General features: G+C 69.5%; 13 protein-coding genes. 8 read left to right on the top strand and 5 right to left on the bottom strand.

Annotation, left to right across the window (positions count from 1 at the left end; all coding sequences use genetic code 11):
- Positions 1–352 precede the first annotated feature (352 nt).
- The 3 genes from ACZ5Y0_RS34205 to ACZ5Y0_RS34195 all read right to left on the bottom strand — a co-directional run bounded on the left by ACZ5Y0_RS34205 (position 353) and on the right by ACZ5Y0_RS34195 (position 4,661).
- The gene (locus ACZ5Y0_RS34205; protein ID WP_469132555.1) at positions 353–1,549 is read right to left on the bottom strand and encodes a ParB/RepB/Spo0J family partition protein; all 1,197 of its coding nucleotides are present in this window, start codon (positions 1,547–1,549) and stop codon (positions 353–355) included.
- Positions 1,546–2,811, bottom strand: coding sequence for a ParA family protein (locus ACZ5Y0_RS34200; protein WP_469132554.1), 1,266 nt, complete (start codon positions 2,809–2,811; stop codon positions 1,546–1,548). Before ACZ5Y0_RS34200 ends, ACZ5Y0_RS34205 begins: the two co-directional genes overlap by 4 nt.
- 851 nt (positions 2,812–3,662) lie before the next feature.
- Entirely contained in the window at positions 3,663–4,661 is a 999-nt protein-coding gene (locus ACZ5Y0_RS34195) for an RNA polymerase subunit sigma-70 (RefSeq protein WP_469132553.1), read from the bottom strand.
- Positions 4,662–5,734: 1,073 nt separating this feature from the next.
- Here ACZ5Y0_RS34195 and ACZ5Y0_RS34190 point away from each other — a divergent pair.
- The 3 genes from ACZ5Y0_RS34190 (at position 5,735) to ACZ5Y0_RS34180 (ending at position 8,501) form a co-directional block, all read left to right on the top strand.
- The gene (locus ACZ5Y0_RS34190; RefSeq protein ID WP_469132552.1) at positions 5,735–6,535 is read left to right on the top strand and encodes an inositol monophosphatase family protein; all 801 of its coding nucleotides are present in this window, start codon (positions 5,735–5,737) and stop codon (positions 6,533–6,535) included.
- A gap of 1,205 nt (positions 6,536–7,740) precedes the next feature.
- The gene (locus tag ACZ5Y0_RS34185; protein WP_466214156.1) at positions 7,741–8,193 is read left to right on the top strand and encodes a MarR family transcriptional regulator; all 453 of its coding nucleotides are present in this window, start codon (positions 7,741–7,743) and stop codon (positions 8,191–8,193) included.
- On the top strand, positions 8,190–8,501 hold the full coding sequence (locus ACZ5Y0_RS34180; protein WP_469132551.1) for a replication initiation protein, RepL2: 312 nt from the start codon (positions 8,190–8,192) through the stop codon (positions 8,499–8,501). The genes ACZ5Y0_RS34185 and ACZ5Y0_RS34180 overlap by 4 nt, the downstream gene beginning before the upstream one ends.
- 42 nt (positions 8,502–8,543) lie before the next feature.
- Here ACZ5Y0_RS34180 and ACZ5Y0_RS34175 read toward each other — a convergent pair whose 3' ends face one another.
- Positions 8,544–8,909 carry a hypothetical protein gene (locus ACZ5Y0_RS34175; RefSeq protein ID WP_469132550.1) on the bottom strand — a complete coding sequence of 122 codons (366 nt, stop codon included), beginning with the start codon at positions 8,907–8,909 and terminating at the stop codon, positions 8,544–8,546.
- 52 nt (positions 8,910–8,961) lie between these two features.
- Here ACZ5Y0_RS34175 and tap point away from each other — a divergent pair, with 52 nt between their 5' ends.
- The 5 genes from tap to ACZ5Y0_RS34150 all read left to right on the top strand — a co-directional run bounded on the left by tap (position 8,962) and on the right by ACZ5Y0_RS34150 (position 13,805).
- A complete protein-coding gene (gene tap / locus ACZ5Y0_RS34170) occupies positions 8,962–11,100 on the top strand; it encodes a telomere-associated protein Tap (protein WP_469132549.1) in 2,139 nt (712 codons plus the stop codon).
- 4 nt (positions 11,101–11,104) lie between these two features.
- Positions 11,105–11,662, top strand: coding sequence for a telomere-protecting terminal protein Tpg (gene tpg, locus ACZ5Y0_RS34165; protein WP_469132548.1), 558 nt, complete (start codon positions 11,105–11,107; stop codon positions 11,660–11,662).
- Positions 11,663–12,084: 422 nt separating this feature from the next.
- Complete coding sequence (locus tag ACZ5Y0_RS34160; RefSeq protein ID WP_469132547.1) at positions 12,085–12,219, top strand: hypothetical protein; 135 nt, start codon at positions 12,085–12,087, stop codon at positions 12,217–12,219.
- A 132-nt stretch (positions 12,220–12,351) separates the two neighbouring features.
- Positions 12,352–13,335 (top strand): BtrH N-terminal domain-containing protein, encoded by a 984-nt coding sequence (locus tag ACZ5Y0_RS34155; protein WP_469132546.1) that lies wholly within the window; start codon positions 12,352–12,354, stop codon positions 13,333–13,335.
- Positions 13,336–13,637: 302 nt separating this feature from the next.
- Positions 13,638–13,805 carry a hypothetical protein gene (locus tag ACZ5Y0_RS34150; protein ID WP_469132545.1) on the top strand — a complete coding sequence of 56 codons (168 nt, stop codon included), beginning with the start codon at positions 13,638–13,640 and terminating at the stop codon, positions 13,803–13,805.
- On the opposite strand, the gene ACZ5Y0_RS34145 is transcribed toward ACZ5Y0_RS34150, so the two are convergent.
- A complete protein-coding gene (locus ACZ5Y0_RS34145) occupies positions 13,775–14,995 on the bottom strand; it encodes a methyltransferase domain-containing protein (protein WP_469132544.1) in 1,221 nt (406 codons plus the stop codon). The two genes, ACZ5Y0_RS34150 and ACZ5Y0_RS34145, sit on opposite strands and share 31 nt — an antisense overlap.
- Positions 14,996–15,245: the final 250 nt, after the last annotated feature.

Raw genomic sequence — 15,245 nt, 5'->3', positions numbered from 1 at the left:
CGGACCCAGTGGCGTCCCGGCGCACTTCGGCGGTGACGCGCGGAGCCCCCTATGTTCTCCTCACGGCCCCACCACCGTGGGACAGCGGGGATGTTCGATCTGTTCGATTCTTCGGCAGGAACGATTCTCCGCTCGACGGGTGAATCGCCTACACCTGCGTTCGCCCCTGTGCGGCCGAGCCCGCGGGGCAGTCGACGTGCACGACGTGCACAATGCGCGGGCCACCCTTGCAGAACCACGAGAACCAGTTGGAGCCGGTCCAGGTCGACCCGGTCGCGGCGGACATGCGCCGAACGGTCCCGCTTCCCTGTCGTGCGAGCAGGGGCCGGGACCGTTCGGCGGCAACGGGATGTCAGTCGACTCGCGCCGTGGCCTGTTCCGCGAGAGTTCGTGCCAGTTCCCCCATCCGGGCGGGGTCGCGCTTGATGCCGTTGGCGCTCAGGAACTGAAGCAGAGCGAAGTAGGCGTCGTCACTGGTGATCTTCTTGTCCAGGAGCAGGGCCAGCTCGCCGGGCTGGTCGTACGGCACCTTCCTGAGTCGCTGCTCCTCGCCGACGGCGTTCGTCTGAGCGCCGCCCGATGCAGGCAAGTCCGCACGCGGTTCGGGAATCGGTTCCGTCCCAGACCTTCTCTCGGTCCCGGTCGCCGGCGGAGCCGGGGAGTCGGCGGTGATTACGGCGTAATCACCGAGACGTCCCGCCTCTGCCGTTCCCCCGGCCTGAGTGCCCGGCGCGGCTTCACTGATTACGGCGTCATCACTTGCGGGCTGAGGCCTTCTCGTATCGGCGGTGTTGCTCGCCGTGCGTCGACCCTGGACGGGGGTCGCACGGGACTTCTGATCCTCCTTGGCCGCTCGCTTCGCCTTGAGTTCCGCGAGGGCGGCCGCCTGCTCGTCAGCAGGCTTGTTTCCCACCGCCCGAAGCAGGTCGATGGGTTCTTCCTTGATGCGGGCCTGGAGCTCAGGGGTGAGACCGAGGAGGGCAAGGCGCTGGGACACCCATCCCTGGGAGCGGTGTAGGCGTTTGGCCAGCTCCCTCTGGCTCCCGTGGATGGCCAGGAGCCGTTGGAGTGCCCGGGCTTCGTCGAGTTCTTCGAGGTCCTGGCGGTGGATGTTGGCCACGAGGGCGGACTCGAGCAGTTCGTCCGCCGTCGATCCCTGGTCGTCGCTGACCATGACCTTGATGGTGGCGAGGCCGGCCTCGCGTGCGGCGGCGAGACGGCTGCTGCCGTCGACGACGACGTGGGTGGTGTCCGGCTCGAGGTCGGCTTCCTGGCTGGGATTGGCCTTGAGGTAGGCGTCACGGTTCATCACCGTGATCGCCACCTTCTGCCCGTGCGACTTCAGGCTGCCGGCGAGATCGGTCAGATCACCGAGCGATGAGCGTGGGTTGTCGGGGTTGAGGCTGACACGGTCGACAGGAAGTTCGGCCGGGGGCGCTACGCCTTCGGTGGGGACTCCGGTCGCCGCGGCGACCGCCTGGCGACGGGCACTGACCGTTCGCACTCCCCCGCCGAACCGGCCGGCTCCCAGCTGATCGGCCTTGCTCACAAGACCTCCCTGGCCAGGGCGCGCATGCCGACCGACTGCTGTGACTTGGGGGCGTAGGACAACAGCGGCTTCTTCACGCGGACCGCTTCCTTCTGTTCCTTGAGGTCTCCGATGAGTCCCACGACTCGCGGATCCTTTATGTCCACCCACCCCTGGAGGGAGGAGGTGGCGATGTAACCGCGGCGGGAGTCGTACAGGTTGACGACGATGCCGAGGTAGTCGATGTCGACCTGGAGGTCGCCGCGCAGGTCGTCGACCTGTGTGGTGAGCAGTTCGTAGGCATCGGCGGAGCTGTCTTCGGCCTGGACGACGATGAGGGCGCCGGACTGACCGGGCTTCTCGCCGTCGCGCCGACGGCCGTAGTAGGCGGCGGCGTCCATGCTGAGGCCGAGGCTGGGCGGGCAGTCGACGATGATTACGTCGTAATCAGCCTCGAGGGGCGCAAGTGCCCGCTCCAGAGCGGCTTCGCGGGCGCGTACGGCCGAGAGTCGTACATCGAGCAGGAAGGCGTCGTTGCAGGCCGGCAGGAGGTGCAGGCGGCCTGCGAAGGTGTCCTCGTCGACGGAGACGATGAGGTCGCGCAGCTCGCCCTTGGGATCGCCCGCCATGTGGTTGGTGAGGCTGTCACCGTTCATCGGCAGCGGAGCGGCGCCGAGCTGGTTGGTGAGGTGGCACTGCGGATCGAAGTCGACGAGCAACACGCGCAGTCCGGGACCGGGGAGGTTCTCGATGTCGAGCGGATCGTCGTCCGACTCGCTTGTGCCCGTGTGTGTCTCGCTCGCGCGCAGAGCCTTGGTGAGTGCCTTGGCCACCCGGACGGGATAGAGCTTGTTGGGGTCTTCCGCCAGCGCTTCGCCCAGACCGGCGGTGATGGCGGTCTTGCCGACCCCGCCCTTCTGGTTGCAGACGACGATGCGGCGGGTGATCGAGGGACGCTCGACATCCGGGGCCGGGTTGGCGTCGAGCCACAACTGCACGGACTGGGCGAGACCCTGGATGAGGGACACGCGCCGGTCGGCGGCGGTCTGCCGGAAGTCCTCCCACTGGCCCGGAGGCAGGAAGGTGGAGAAGGAGTCGGCGCCGGCGGTATCGACGGTCGTCGGGGTCGACGCCAGGGTGCACCAGTCGCTGATGCCCTGTTCGACGGCGGCCTGGATCTCGATGCCGTACTGAGCGGCTCTGACTTTCAGGTTCTGCCGGAGCCATCCCGGCAGTTTGGAGACGACCTTCTCGCGGTCGCTGGAGGTGGCTGGCGAACTCATAGAGGACACCATACTAACGCGCATGATCAAACACAGCACCGACACGTTAGTTAAACCAGGTTGATGCAGAAGTCGTGCGTCCGCCTCGGTGATTACGCCGTAATCACCACTTCCGGCAGGCCCTCCCCCGAAGCCTCGAGATGCGGCTCCGTGTCCGTCTCTTCGGGGGTTCAGCTTCCCGAGGCATCGGCCACACTCTGCCGAGAAGCCGCAGACACCATGCCGCACGGGCCAGCCGGTTCAACCTCAGTGCCCCTCCCACCGGGTGGAAGCAGGTCACCTGCCACCGGACTCCGCTATTCGCAAGGGCTTGTCGGTACGAACCCGGCTGCTTCGGAAGTCCGTTGGACCGGGCGTCGTGATGAGCTGAGTCGGCGCAAGACGGCTGGCGTACCAGAAGGGCATGGCCAAGCAGGTGCATGGCCAAGCAGGTGGCGGCGGCAGTGGAAACCAGAAGGCGACCCGGGCCTGCCGGGAGCGCACGGAGGCCACTTCGAGGATCCTGACTGCGCAGTGCCTCGGTCCCGGCGCAGCGGGCGACGGCCTGCCCCCACACTTGGCGTCGGGACATGGCGGAGGTTGATTACGCCGTAATCGGCGGCAGCCGTCGGCATGCGGTATCTGGCCTACGGGGTGGCGTGCCGGGAGCCGACCGGCGTGTGCCGGGCCCTGGGACGATGCGCCCCCTCGCCGACGACGGCCGGGGTACCGCAGGACACGGACGCCGATGCAGCGGAGCCCGAACCCGGCGTCACGTCCAAGGCTCGGCCGGGTTCGCCGTCATGCGCGGTTGACGGTGGTGGCCGCCGGCAGCGCGAGCGTTCCACCGGGACTGCTCCGTTTCACCGGGACTACTCCGTGCCGTCCGCAGGCAGCCGCTCCGGCAACCCGAGCCGAGGGAACTGGTCGTCGTGGAACGTGACGATCTCGGTGATCGCCCCGCCGGTGACACGCAGGACGTCGATCGTCAGCGGCAGGTACGCGCCCTCCCGCTGACGCCAGAGGTAGAAGGCGACGGCGGGCTGCCGGTTCACGGAGGTGACGACGGCGCGCAGTCCCTTCATGCCCTCGAAACCGCTCTCGACCCAGTCCTTCACCACCGCCTCGCGACCCACGTACAGACCCGGCGTGGGCGGCATCGAGCAGCGGACGTCGTCCCGCAGCAGTGCGGCGAGCCCGCTGACGTCCGTGGCCACACTGGCGTCGGTATAGCGGCGTACCAGCTCGCGCGTCCCGGCGTCCTGTTCGCCGCCGGTCCAGTCCTGCCGCTCGGCGGGCAGGTGCTCCCGCATGCCGGCACGGGCCCGCTGAAGCGCGCTGTTCACGGAGTGGACGGAGTCGCCGAGGAACTCCGCGACGTCCTTCGCCGGCCAGCCGAGCACGTCCCGCAGGATCAGCACGGCCCGCGGGCGCGGCGCGAGGTGCTGGAGTGCGACCAGGTACGCCAGCTCGATCGTCTCCCGCGCGACGGCGACGGTCTCGGGCTCGTCCGCGTCGCCCGCGGGCAGATCGTCGAGCAGCCGGTCCGGATAGGGCTGCAACCACAGCACCTCGCCGCCGGTCGCAGGCTCCGGACGACACTTGGCGAGCAGGTCCAGGCAGGCGTTGGTGGCGATCCGGTACAGCCAGGCCCGGAACGTCGACCGCCCCTCGAAGGTCTCCCGCCGCCGCCAGGCACGGAGGAAGGTTTCCTGCACGGTGTCCTCGGCGTCCTCGAACGACCCGAGCATCCGGTAGCAGTGCACGTGCAGCTCCCGCCGGTGTCGCTCCGCCAGCCCCGAGAACGCCGGCTCGTCGACCTCGCCCAGACCGCCCGTGCCCCGCTCCTCCAACCGCGTGTCCGCACTCATCACGTCATCCTTCCGCCCGTCGTGTCCCGTCGTAGGTGTGACGTGTCCGGGCGCGAAAACTCATCACTGGGGGTCGATCGGCGAAGCCGCCTTCGCTCACTGGCGCGCGGGGAGCGGTGGCCCGCGGTGAGCGGGGGCGAGAAGGCGACACGAGGCCGTCTCAGCATCCGCGCGATGAGCGGTGACCGAGATCGTAGGCAGACGGGAACGGCGAGACGCCGATCGCACTGCGGACCCACCCCACGAGCGGCATCAGGACGGGAGCGCCGCCCTGGGGGGAGATCCCTGGTAGGGCGGTACCGGAGGGCAGCCCATGAGGGCAGCCCCTTCCGAAGGGCCTTCTGCGCGTCACGCTCGACCGGGGGAGTGGTGCGGCATCCGGCTGAGGCATGCCACGTCCGTCCCGGCTCGTACCTCATCCCGGTTGTACCGAAGCTGTGTGGCGAGCCGCTCGACCGCCTGGCGCTCCCGCCAGGCCAGAGCATCCGGGGCGAGTGATTGCGAGTGATTACGCCGTAATCACTCGACGCAAGCAACCCGCAGTTGGGTTGCTGAAAGCCGGCCAACGGATGGAGGAACGAGGCCTCCGACCGACGGCCGGCGGGCTGCCCGACAGGCCTACCGGCTGGTCCGCCCCCGGCAGGCACGGCACGTACGCGCCCGGCATCATCACCGCGTCTGCCGTCGCTCTGGCTCGGTGGACGTCCACTTGATTTCGCACGCTACCCCCACAACTGACGCGCCAGTAACTGATATTCGACGCACGGTCACGTCCTTGCGGGCGCGAGCGTGGCTCTCTGCTCACGCCGGGGGAGTGAAGCGACGCACCTCGGATGATCCCTGTTATGCAACGCCGCACTGGCTCCCTGACCGGAGCGGCGCTCGACACTCCGGCAGCCGGGCCCGGCTGCCGCCTGGAAACCCACGTCAGCGCGGACAACCCGGCAACCGCCGAACAAGCGGATGCGGGGTGTGGTGGGTGCCGTCAAGCGGGGCCCGTCCGCTGCACGGCCAGTGCGCTGACCGGGAAGGTTGGCCGGGGGCGGCAGTTTCGCCTCGATAGTCTGCACGGCGTGATCAACTCATACGTGGGTTCCGATGATGCGGCAGTCGCGATAGCCGGGGCGCTGGCAGGCGCGGACGTGGTCCGCGGAATGTACGGCCAGCGGCTCAGCCGCATCGACAAGGGTGCCGGGGACTTTGCCACCGCCGCCGATGTGGAGGCCGAGAAGACGATCCTTGGCGTCATCCGTACCGCACGGCCCGATGACGCGGTGCTCGGCGAGGAAGGCGGGCAGCAGGGCGCCGTCGACGCTGTGCGCCAGTGGTTGGTGGATCCTCTGTGTGGCACGCTGAACTACGCCGTCGGCAACATGCTGGTGGCCGTCAATGTGGCCCTGCGCGATGGGGCGGCGGCGGTGGCCGATCCGTTCAGCGGCGAGGTCTTCTTCACCGACGGGGAGACCGCCTGGGTACGGCATGACGGGGCCGACGACGCACCACTGACGCCTTCGGCCGCTACCCGATTGGTGGACGTCAACCTGGATCCGCCGTTCCCGAGTGCGCCCGGATTCCGGGCCGTGGATCTGCTGGCCCGCCCTGCATTCGTCGAACGATTCCGGCCTCGGGTCGTGTCCACGACCCTGGCGCTGGCCTGGGTCGCTGCCGGCAGGCGTGCCGCGTATGTCACCGATGGCGGCGATCTCTCCAGGAGCGTGCACTTCGCGGCCGGCATTGCTGTGTGCCGGGCTGCCGGCTGCGTCGTCACCGGGATCGACGGTGCCCCGATCGGTGAGGCAGGTCGTGGGCTTGTGGTCGCCGCCGACGACGAGACCCACGGGCTGCTGATGTCGATGATGCGTAGCCGAAGCTAGTGCGGTGACCGCATAGGTCTCGCGGGCTGGGTCAGGCGCGACTCGAAGTGGACTGTTGCCCCGGCGGATGCCCTTCTTGCTGCCGGTCCGGGTACGTTCATGGCGTTGAGCGGCCGGCTTCCCGCCCACCGAGGGTCCGGACAGGCCTCGCCGATGTCGTTGAACCGGTGGATCGCATCGCGGACGGTGCCTCATCGGCCTGCTCCAACTGCGCGATCACAGGCACCCGATTGCCGCCGAACGAAGCCGGCAGCATCATCGCTGCGCCGGTAAGGCACTGAGCCGGTGCTGCCCCGACACACGACTGCCGCGGCTTCTACCCCTCCGGATCGGTCAACCTGCGGACGAGTTCAGTCACCACAACCCCCGGCAGTCGGAGCAGACGTCACCGTGCATCCAACTGCCGAAGGACCGACCCGGCGAACCTTCCCGGTCAAGGAACTAGGGGGCGGGCAGCTCTCTGAACGGGACGGGTCGCGCTCTCCGCGCCCACGGGTCGGTACATCCTCGGCCCTGGGGGCCTGCGGTGCACCGACGGGGCGCTCAGCCGACCGGGCGACCGCGGCCTGTCCTGGGCAACAAGGGACAGCGTGGCTGAGGTCGGCATGGGCTGACGGAGACATACGTGGCGGCTGCGTCGTTGGCTGCGGCCGCGTGCTGGCGTGCTTTCGTCGGCTGAGGAGGGGGGGTGTGGGCCAGGAGCTTTTGTCGACCGGTGGGAGGGGGTACGGATGTGAACGCTCCGCGGGATGTACTGCGCCGTGCTTCGCGCGGCCGCTTTGGGGGGCACGGTGTGTGAGGGGACCTCGCAGATGACCACCTGTCCTCCCTACTGGAGAGAGCGCAGCCGCCAATTGCGGTGTGACCTGCGAGAACGACCTTCTGCACCAGGATCTGACGATCTGGCACCCAGATCCCGCCACCGTGCACCCGGTTCCCAGGAGCGGGGCAGACAGTTCTTGGAGCAGTGGTGCCCATGTTCTGTGGACTGTGACCACGGCTACAGGATCCGACCAGATTGACGTCACGTTCATGAGCAGAGCGGTTTCCCGCCCGGCGGCCGGCGTGATGGATCGACGCCACGCCTGGGTGACACGCCCTCAGGACGTAGTTCATGAACTCTGTGCTCATGTACGTTAAGTTCACCTGGTCGGCCTGAGGGCCGCCGCTCATGCAGTCGAAGCAATGCCCAGGTGGAGGGCTCGTTGGGAGCAGTACGCAGACTTGTTGATGCGGACACGGGCGAGGCCATCCCCTATGCGCCCTATGGCTTCTCCGGCGAGCACATCCAGGTGGACAAGGCGAGGGTCGCCGCTATCACGGAGAGCAAGGACTTCACTCCCAGCCAGAAGTTCCTGGTGCTGTGGTGGATCGGGGTCTCTCCCCAGGGCATGGCGCCCTTGCGGGCGACCGGCGCGGACATCGCCAGGAAGGTCGGGATGACCGCCGACGCCGTCGGCAAGATCAACCGGAAGCTTCTCAAGCGGCGCATCCTGATCGAGCGGGGGCGCATCGGCAATTACAGGCTCTACCGGATCAGCCCGTACATTGCCTTTCACGGGACTGGGATCGAGCAACGGGAAGCGATCAAGACATGCAACCCGCCGGACATCCCCGGCTTCGACAACACGATCCCTTCGCGGTGGGAGGCCCAGTGAACAACGACGACAAGCGGAAGCTTCTCGACATCCTTCACCGCACCGCCGGCATGACCGCCAACCAGCGCCTGGTGGTCATGCTGTACGCGATGCATCCCACCGACCGCGCCGGCGCAGTCATCGAGACGGGCGCCAACCTTGCCAAGCTCGTCGGTATGTCCCCGACGGTGTTCTCCCGCACCCGGCGCCAGGTGGTGGAGACCGGGTGGCTCGAGGAGTCGGAGCGGCTGGCCCACATCAGCTACTACCGGCTGAGCTCGAGGAGCACCGGCGAGGACGTCGTCGTCCCCCTGCGCCGCGCCACCTGAAAAGGATCCGACCAGCAGCGCTCATGTACGTGAGGTCAATGACTACCGATGCCGACACCGGTGCTCATTGACCTCACGTACATGAGCTTCGTGCTTCCGCCTGAACGAGGCGAAGGGCTGGTCGGCGATTCCCGTCTGTTCGGTGATGTCGTCCAGCATGTATCCGGGTGCCGCTGCGGTCGGACGATCCAGGATGGTGCACGCGTCGGCCTGGGCGGGCGTCAGCGCTTCCGGCACCAGCACCGGTACCGGCGCCGGCCACCCACACGCCAAGTCCTGGCCCGCGGCGAACCCCTCGGGCGCCGTCTCCTGCCTCAGTCGTCGCAAGCCGCAAGCCGCAAGCCGCAAGCCGCAAGCCGCAAGCCGCAAGCCCACCCCTTCCCAATGCTCGATCGGGTTAACCGTCACGGTTAAACAAAAGGGATAAACGCTGTTAGCCTTTCGGGTGGAGGAGGCGTGTATGGCAACCAGCCAGGAAGAGTTGTTCGCGTCGGTCGACGCGTTGCTGGAGGAGGAGCCGCAGCTGCCGCCTCCTGCGGAGCGTGCCCGGCTGCGTGAGGCCGCCGGCATCACACAGGCCCGCCTCGCCACCGCGCTGAAGACGTCGACGCAGAGCATCAAGAACTGGGAGAACGGCCGGAGCGAGCCGAAGGAGCCGCGCCTGACGGCGTACCAGCGGCTGCTGAACGGCTGGGCCGCCAAACACCCCGCGCCCGGCGCCACTCCCGCACCCGCGACCGCCCAGGCCACCGCGCCCCGCCCGGCGCCGGTTCCTGGGACGCCCGCGGTCCCCACCGCACCCGAGGCGCCCGCCACGCAGCTCGCCGTGCCGACGAGGGGGTTCGACGCCCCGATCACCCCGAAGCGCCCGGCTGCCCGTCCGGCGACATCGTCGCGCCGCCCGGCCGCCAAGAAGGCCGCCCAGCCCGCGAACGACCCGCGGTTCCCGCACGGTCCGCTCGCCGTGCTGGACGGTGAAGGCTCCGCGTACGCCGTCGACGGCATCGTCCTCGACTGTCCCGCTCGTACGGTGCCGGAGCTGGTGGAGTGGACCCTCAAGGAGTCCGGCCTCGGTGCCGCCAAGCTGAACCGCTACGGCAAGGACTCCGACCCCCTGATCGTGCTCACCGCCGCGGCCGCTGTGAGACTCGGGCTGCCGGAGCACCTGGAGGGCCACGAGCAGCGCCGCTCCCTGCGCCTGCCCGCCGACCACCCGGTGGTCAAGCAGGTCACCCGCGCGAAGTGGCAGCTGACGCAGCGCGGGTTCGGGCCCTGGGCCCGGATCTACCGCAAGGCCCAGGGCGGCCAGCGGCAGTGCGTGCAGCTCGCGATCCTGTCCTGGGACGCCCTCGATGCCCGTTCCTGGCCGGGAGTCGCGCAGATGGAGCCGGCCGACATCGCCCGCGTCCTGGGTGTCTACGCCCAGCGGGTGATCACCCCGCGCGGCTCCACCGCCGTGTCGGGCCTGGAGCTGATGACGGCGCTGCGCCCGCCGACGCGGGCCGTCCAGGACCCGGCCACCGGCAACTGGGTTCCCGGCCACAACCCCGGCAGTCTGGGGACGGAGCCGGTGGACCCGGCGCCGCCGGAGGCCACCCCCGAGCACCCCGTCGTCGTGAACAGCGGCTGGACGGGCGGCTTCCTGGACGAGGAGGCGTACCAGTGGGTGCGGCCGGTGGACCTGCTCACCGACGAGGAATGCACCCTGCCCTTCGCGGTCGGCCTGGACCTCAACACGGCCTTCCTCGCCGCCGCCGCCCGCCTGGTCGTCGGCCTGTCCGCCCCCGACCACTTCCACGCTCCGGCGTTCAACCCCAAGATCCCCGGCTCCTGGCTGGTCGACTTGAGCCACATCGAGCTGGATCCCCGCCTGCCCAGCCCGTTCACCCCGACCGGGCAACGCCCGACGGGCCCGGCCTGGTACCAGACGCACACCGTCGCCTACGCACAGGAACTCGGCTACAACGTCCACCCCATCGAGGCGTACCTGCGCCGCGAGACCGGCGCCTACCTGGACCCGTGGCACGACCGTCTCAAGACCGCCTACATCGACACCCTCGCCGACCTCGGCGTCACCCGGGACATGCCCGAGGCGCAGTTCCTCGCCGCGATGGAACACCACAAGCAGGCCGACCCCGCCCTGGCCGCCGTGCTGGCCGCGATCAAGGCGACGGTGAAGGGCGGCGTGGGCAAGCTGCGTGAGCGCCCGCAGGGCCGCCACTACAAGCAGGGGGAGCGGTGGCCGGCCCTGGAGCGCCCGACATGGCGCCCCGACATCCGTGCCGCGGTCATCGCCAAGGCCCGGGTGAACATGCACCGCAAACTCAACAACATGGCGAAGATGACCGGCCTGTACCCCCTTGCCGTGCTCTCCGACTGTGTCGTCTATCCGAGCCCCGGCGACAGTCCGCTCGACTTCCTCCCCTATGCCGCGTCCGGCAAGCCGCAGCCCGGCGGCTTCCGCCTCGGCCCGAATCCGGGGCTGGCGAAACTGGAGGGGGTCCAGTCGATGCTGTGGGCGGTCGACCTGATGGAGCAGGGCTACAACCCGGCCCGCCACATCAAGGGCGGGGACGCGGTCCTGGACGAAGGGGAGTAGCGCGGTGGGGGAGATCGAGGACGCCATCGAGAGGGCCGACCGTGAGGCGTTCACCCGTGAGCCGCCCAAAACCCTCAAGGGCCGGATCGGCTACCTGATCCGCCAACTGGGCAGTGCCAAGGCCGTCGCGCAGGAGATCGGGGTCACCGCCGACTCCGTCAACCGCTACCGGCGCGGCGCCCGCAAACACGCCCGTCCCGACGTCGCTGCCAAGATCGAATCAGCGGTGCGGGCCCGCTGGCAGCCCCAGGTGCGCAAGCGCCGCCGCCGGCAGGCCGCCACCGCAACGGGCATCACGGTGGAGACGCGGGCCCGGTTCGGCTACACCGCGCCCGTCGGCACGACCGACGACGGCCGTTTCCGCCGCCTCACCGTCCACCTCCCCCCGACCTACGCACAGCGCCTCTTCGACGCCCGCGACCAGGGCGCCGGCGACCAGGAACTGCGCGGCATCATCGCCGAAGGGTTCAAGGACATCTACTTCCAGGACGGGGGAGCGCGCGCGCTGGGTCTCAGCGACGTCGAGATCAACGACATCGACTACCTGGACCTCGACTTCTGACCTCCCGGTGCGAGCGGGTGGCCAGGTCCGGTTGCTGAGCCGAAGCAGGATGGCCGGCCACAGGCGGGTCGGCTGTCACCGGAACACCGACCCACCGAAGTCACCACCCGCGCACGAGGGCCGGCAGTGCGGCACGAGCACATGCGGCGACCGGCAACGGCCGCCCGGCGTCATCTCCTGGAGCGACGAGCGCAACCCGCCCTCCCTCCTCGCCCTCACCGTCGCCGACGGCTGCTTCACCGAGATCACCGTCGCGGTCGACCCAGCCGGACTCGCGCTCATGGACCTGCCGGACGGTACGAGCCCCGCAGCCGCTCCTCGCCGACGTCGCCGGCGATCGGCTCGGTGGCCTACCGGGTGCTGATCGCACTTGTCGGCCGTTCGGAACACTGGAGGACACCCAGCGCACCTTCGCGTTCTCCGTGCGCGTCGACACCGTGGTGCCGGGTGCGACCGGCGCCGTGAGCATCCACCCTCCGTTCGGCGAGTTCGGCCAGCACCCCTTCGACTTCGACCCGGACCTCACGAACAACACGGCGATCCTGTCCGTCACCTGACCGGCCAAAGGTTCGGAGCAGCCGCTCAGACGGTTGCTCCGAATACCCGCTGGGCGGTGTGCTCGTCGAGCAGGGCGCGGTCCTGCCCGTACGACAGCTTCGGGCCACGCCTGGTAAGGAAGAATGAGCGGCATGACCATGGTCAAGGACCTCGACGTCCGCGGTATGCAGCACTGTGAGACGACGGCGCTGGGCGTGCTGCTGCGGCATGAGGGACTCGACTTGTCCGAGCCCATGCTGTTCGGGCTCGGCTCCGGGCTGTCCTTCATCTACTGGGACAGCAAAGGCATGGGTTTCCCGTTCCTGGGAGGCCGGGTCAAGCCGTTCCAGCTCACCAGGAGCCTGGCCGCCGTACTCGGGCTTGAGTTGCTGGTCGGGGAGACCACCTCCCCGCGCAAGGCATGGCAGAACGTGGCGGCACCCATCGACGCCGGTCGGCCGGTCGGCCTTCAGCTCGACAGCTACCACCTGGACTACTTCAGCACCAAGCTGCATTTCGGCGGGCACATCGTGGCCATGTACGGCTACGACGAGCAGGACGCCTACCTGGTGGACACCGCCCCGCAGGGCGGAGCCGTCTCGACCAGCCTCGCCGGCCTGGCCAGGGCCAGGGCCGAACGCGGCGCCATGACCGCCAGACACCGCTCCTTCACCCTCACGGTGCCCGGCAGCCTGACGCCACCGCAGGACCGGATCATCCCCGCGATCAGGACCTGCGCCGATGCCTTCCTGAACCCGCCCATCGCGAATCTGGGCCACCGGGGCATCGAGAAGACCGCCAGGCACGTGCCGAAGTGGCTACAGCGCAGCGACGATCCGCGGGAGGACCTGCCACGAGCCGCCGTCCTCATGGAGAGGGCCGGCACCGGCGGTGCCCTGTTCCGCAATCTCTACCGGGACTTCCTCGCCGAGTGTGCCCAGCTGATCGACAACAACCACCTGCGCACCGGTCACAGCCTGTACGCCGAGGCCGCCACCCTCTGGACACAGGTGGCCGTGCTTGTCGCGGCCGCGGGTGAATCCGGCGACGCGAAGAACCTCGTAGAGGCCGGCTCCATCCTCCAGGAGCTCTCGCGCATCGAACGCGATGCGATGCGGGCACTCAGCATGCTCTAAGGGGTGGCGGGTCATGCACGGAGCCAGCCGGATCGAGGCGACGCTGACAGTGTCGTGGAAGACGTAGGCGCCCTTCTCGCCTCGGCCGCTCGGAAGTTCTCACTGGAACACCTTTTCGGGGGGGTGTCGGCGAACGCCTGCCGAATGGTGTTCCAGTACGCACGGCGGGGCAGGTTGCCGTGTCCCAGATGGCCGGCGGCGCCGCGGCCCGCCCGGCGGCATCCTGGCCGTCGTCGTGGACGTGGGCGGGCGGGCCGGGCGACGACAAGGCCGTATGGCCCCGTACAACGGATGCGCGGCCGGTGGGAGTCCGACGCGACCAGGTCGGGAGCCTGTCACCAGCCGGACTCGCCATACCGAACGGCGATCCGGACTTCTCGCCGCCGATCGGCGGCCACCGGACGGAGAAGGCGCTCGTCGACGGCTGGGTGCTGAGGGACTACTTCCCGACCTGGCCGACGGAGCCCTGACCGGTGCCGTGCGGCTCGGCGAAGGGGGTGAAGCGGGCGGGCGGATGGTCGATGGGCAGATCGGGGCGCCAGGCGGTGAGGATCTGGGCGCTGCACTCGAACAGGTTCGGCGGCAGCGCGTCCAGCGGCCACCACCCCCAGTCGCCGACCCGCTCGCCCGGCTGGTCGGCGGGCTCGCCGTGCCACCGCGTGACGAGTGCGCCGAACGTGATCCGGACGACGCCTGCGACCTGATCCAGGAGCATGCCCAGCAGGCGCACGTCGGCCGGGTCAGCGTGCAGGCCGGTCTCCTCGGCCAGTTCGCGCACGACCGTCTCCGCCAGCGACTCGCCCGGCTCCACCGTGCCGCCGGGCAGCTCGACCGTCCCCCGCCGGTGGCGGCCGAGCAGCAGACCGCGCGGTCCCACCAGCACCGCGCCGACCCCCGCCGCCGCGTGTGCGACGGGCGGCCGGGCCGTACGGGGACGAGAGGCGATCCGGGCCGGCCTGCGGACCTGGAAGAGCCGGTAGGAGGCCTGATTGTCCTCCTCGGGCGCGTCCAGCACGGTGACCTCCTCGGCGCGCAGCCCATGCTGCGCGAGCAGGTCCGTCCACAGCTTTGTGGTGAGCACCCACATGTGCCCGGTCAGTTCGCCGCCGCCGGCCAGGCGCAGGATCTCCGGGCGGGGCTTCACCTCCGAAGAAGGGCCGTCCCCGGACGAGTTGGTGTGCAGCACGGTGAAGTACAGCCGTCCGCCGGGCCTGAGGGCCGCCGCGAGGGCGGGCAGCAGCCGGTGCGGGTCGATGAAGTGGACGGCGGACAGGGAGTAGATCACGTCGTACGGCGCCGAAGCGCGCAGATGCCCGACGGCGTCGGCCTGGATCAACCGCAGGCCCGGCAGGTCGCGGTAGCGCGCCCGTGCGCGCTCGATCTGAGTCGGTGAGAGGTCGACGGCGTCCACGGCGGCGTGATGGGTGCGGGCGAGGTGGGCGGCGTGCCGGCCCGGCCCGCAGCCCAGGTCGAGCACGCGCAGGTCTGTCAGGTCGCCGAGGACAGCGTCTCCCGGCCCTGTTCCCGCCGGGCCCCAGGCGATCTCGTCCAGCTCGGGCAGGGGCGTGGCCCGGTCGAGGTGGTGGGCCCCGTAGGTGTGCCACATCGCGGCGTTGCCCTGCTCGGCATCGGCCGTACCGGGTGTGTCGGGTGCCGTCATCGTGCCGCCTCCTCGGGCTCGTCGCCGAGCCGCTTCGTCACCTCGGTACGCTCGTCACCGGGACGCACCCTGCTCGGCATCGGCCGTACCGGGTGTGTCGGGTGCCGTCATCGTGCCGCCTCCTCGGGCTCGTCGCCGAGCCGCTTCGTCACGTCGGTACGCTCGTCACCGGGACGCACCCTGCTCGGCATCGGCCGTACCGGGTGTGTCGGGTGCCGTCATCGTGCCGCCTCCTCGGGCTCGTCGCCGA

It is taken from the genome of Streptomyces sp. NPDC033216 (assembly GCF_055577115.1).
Note: the sequence above shows the minus strand (reverse complement) of the source record. Positions and strands in the feature narration are given on the sequence as shown.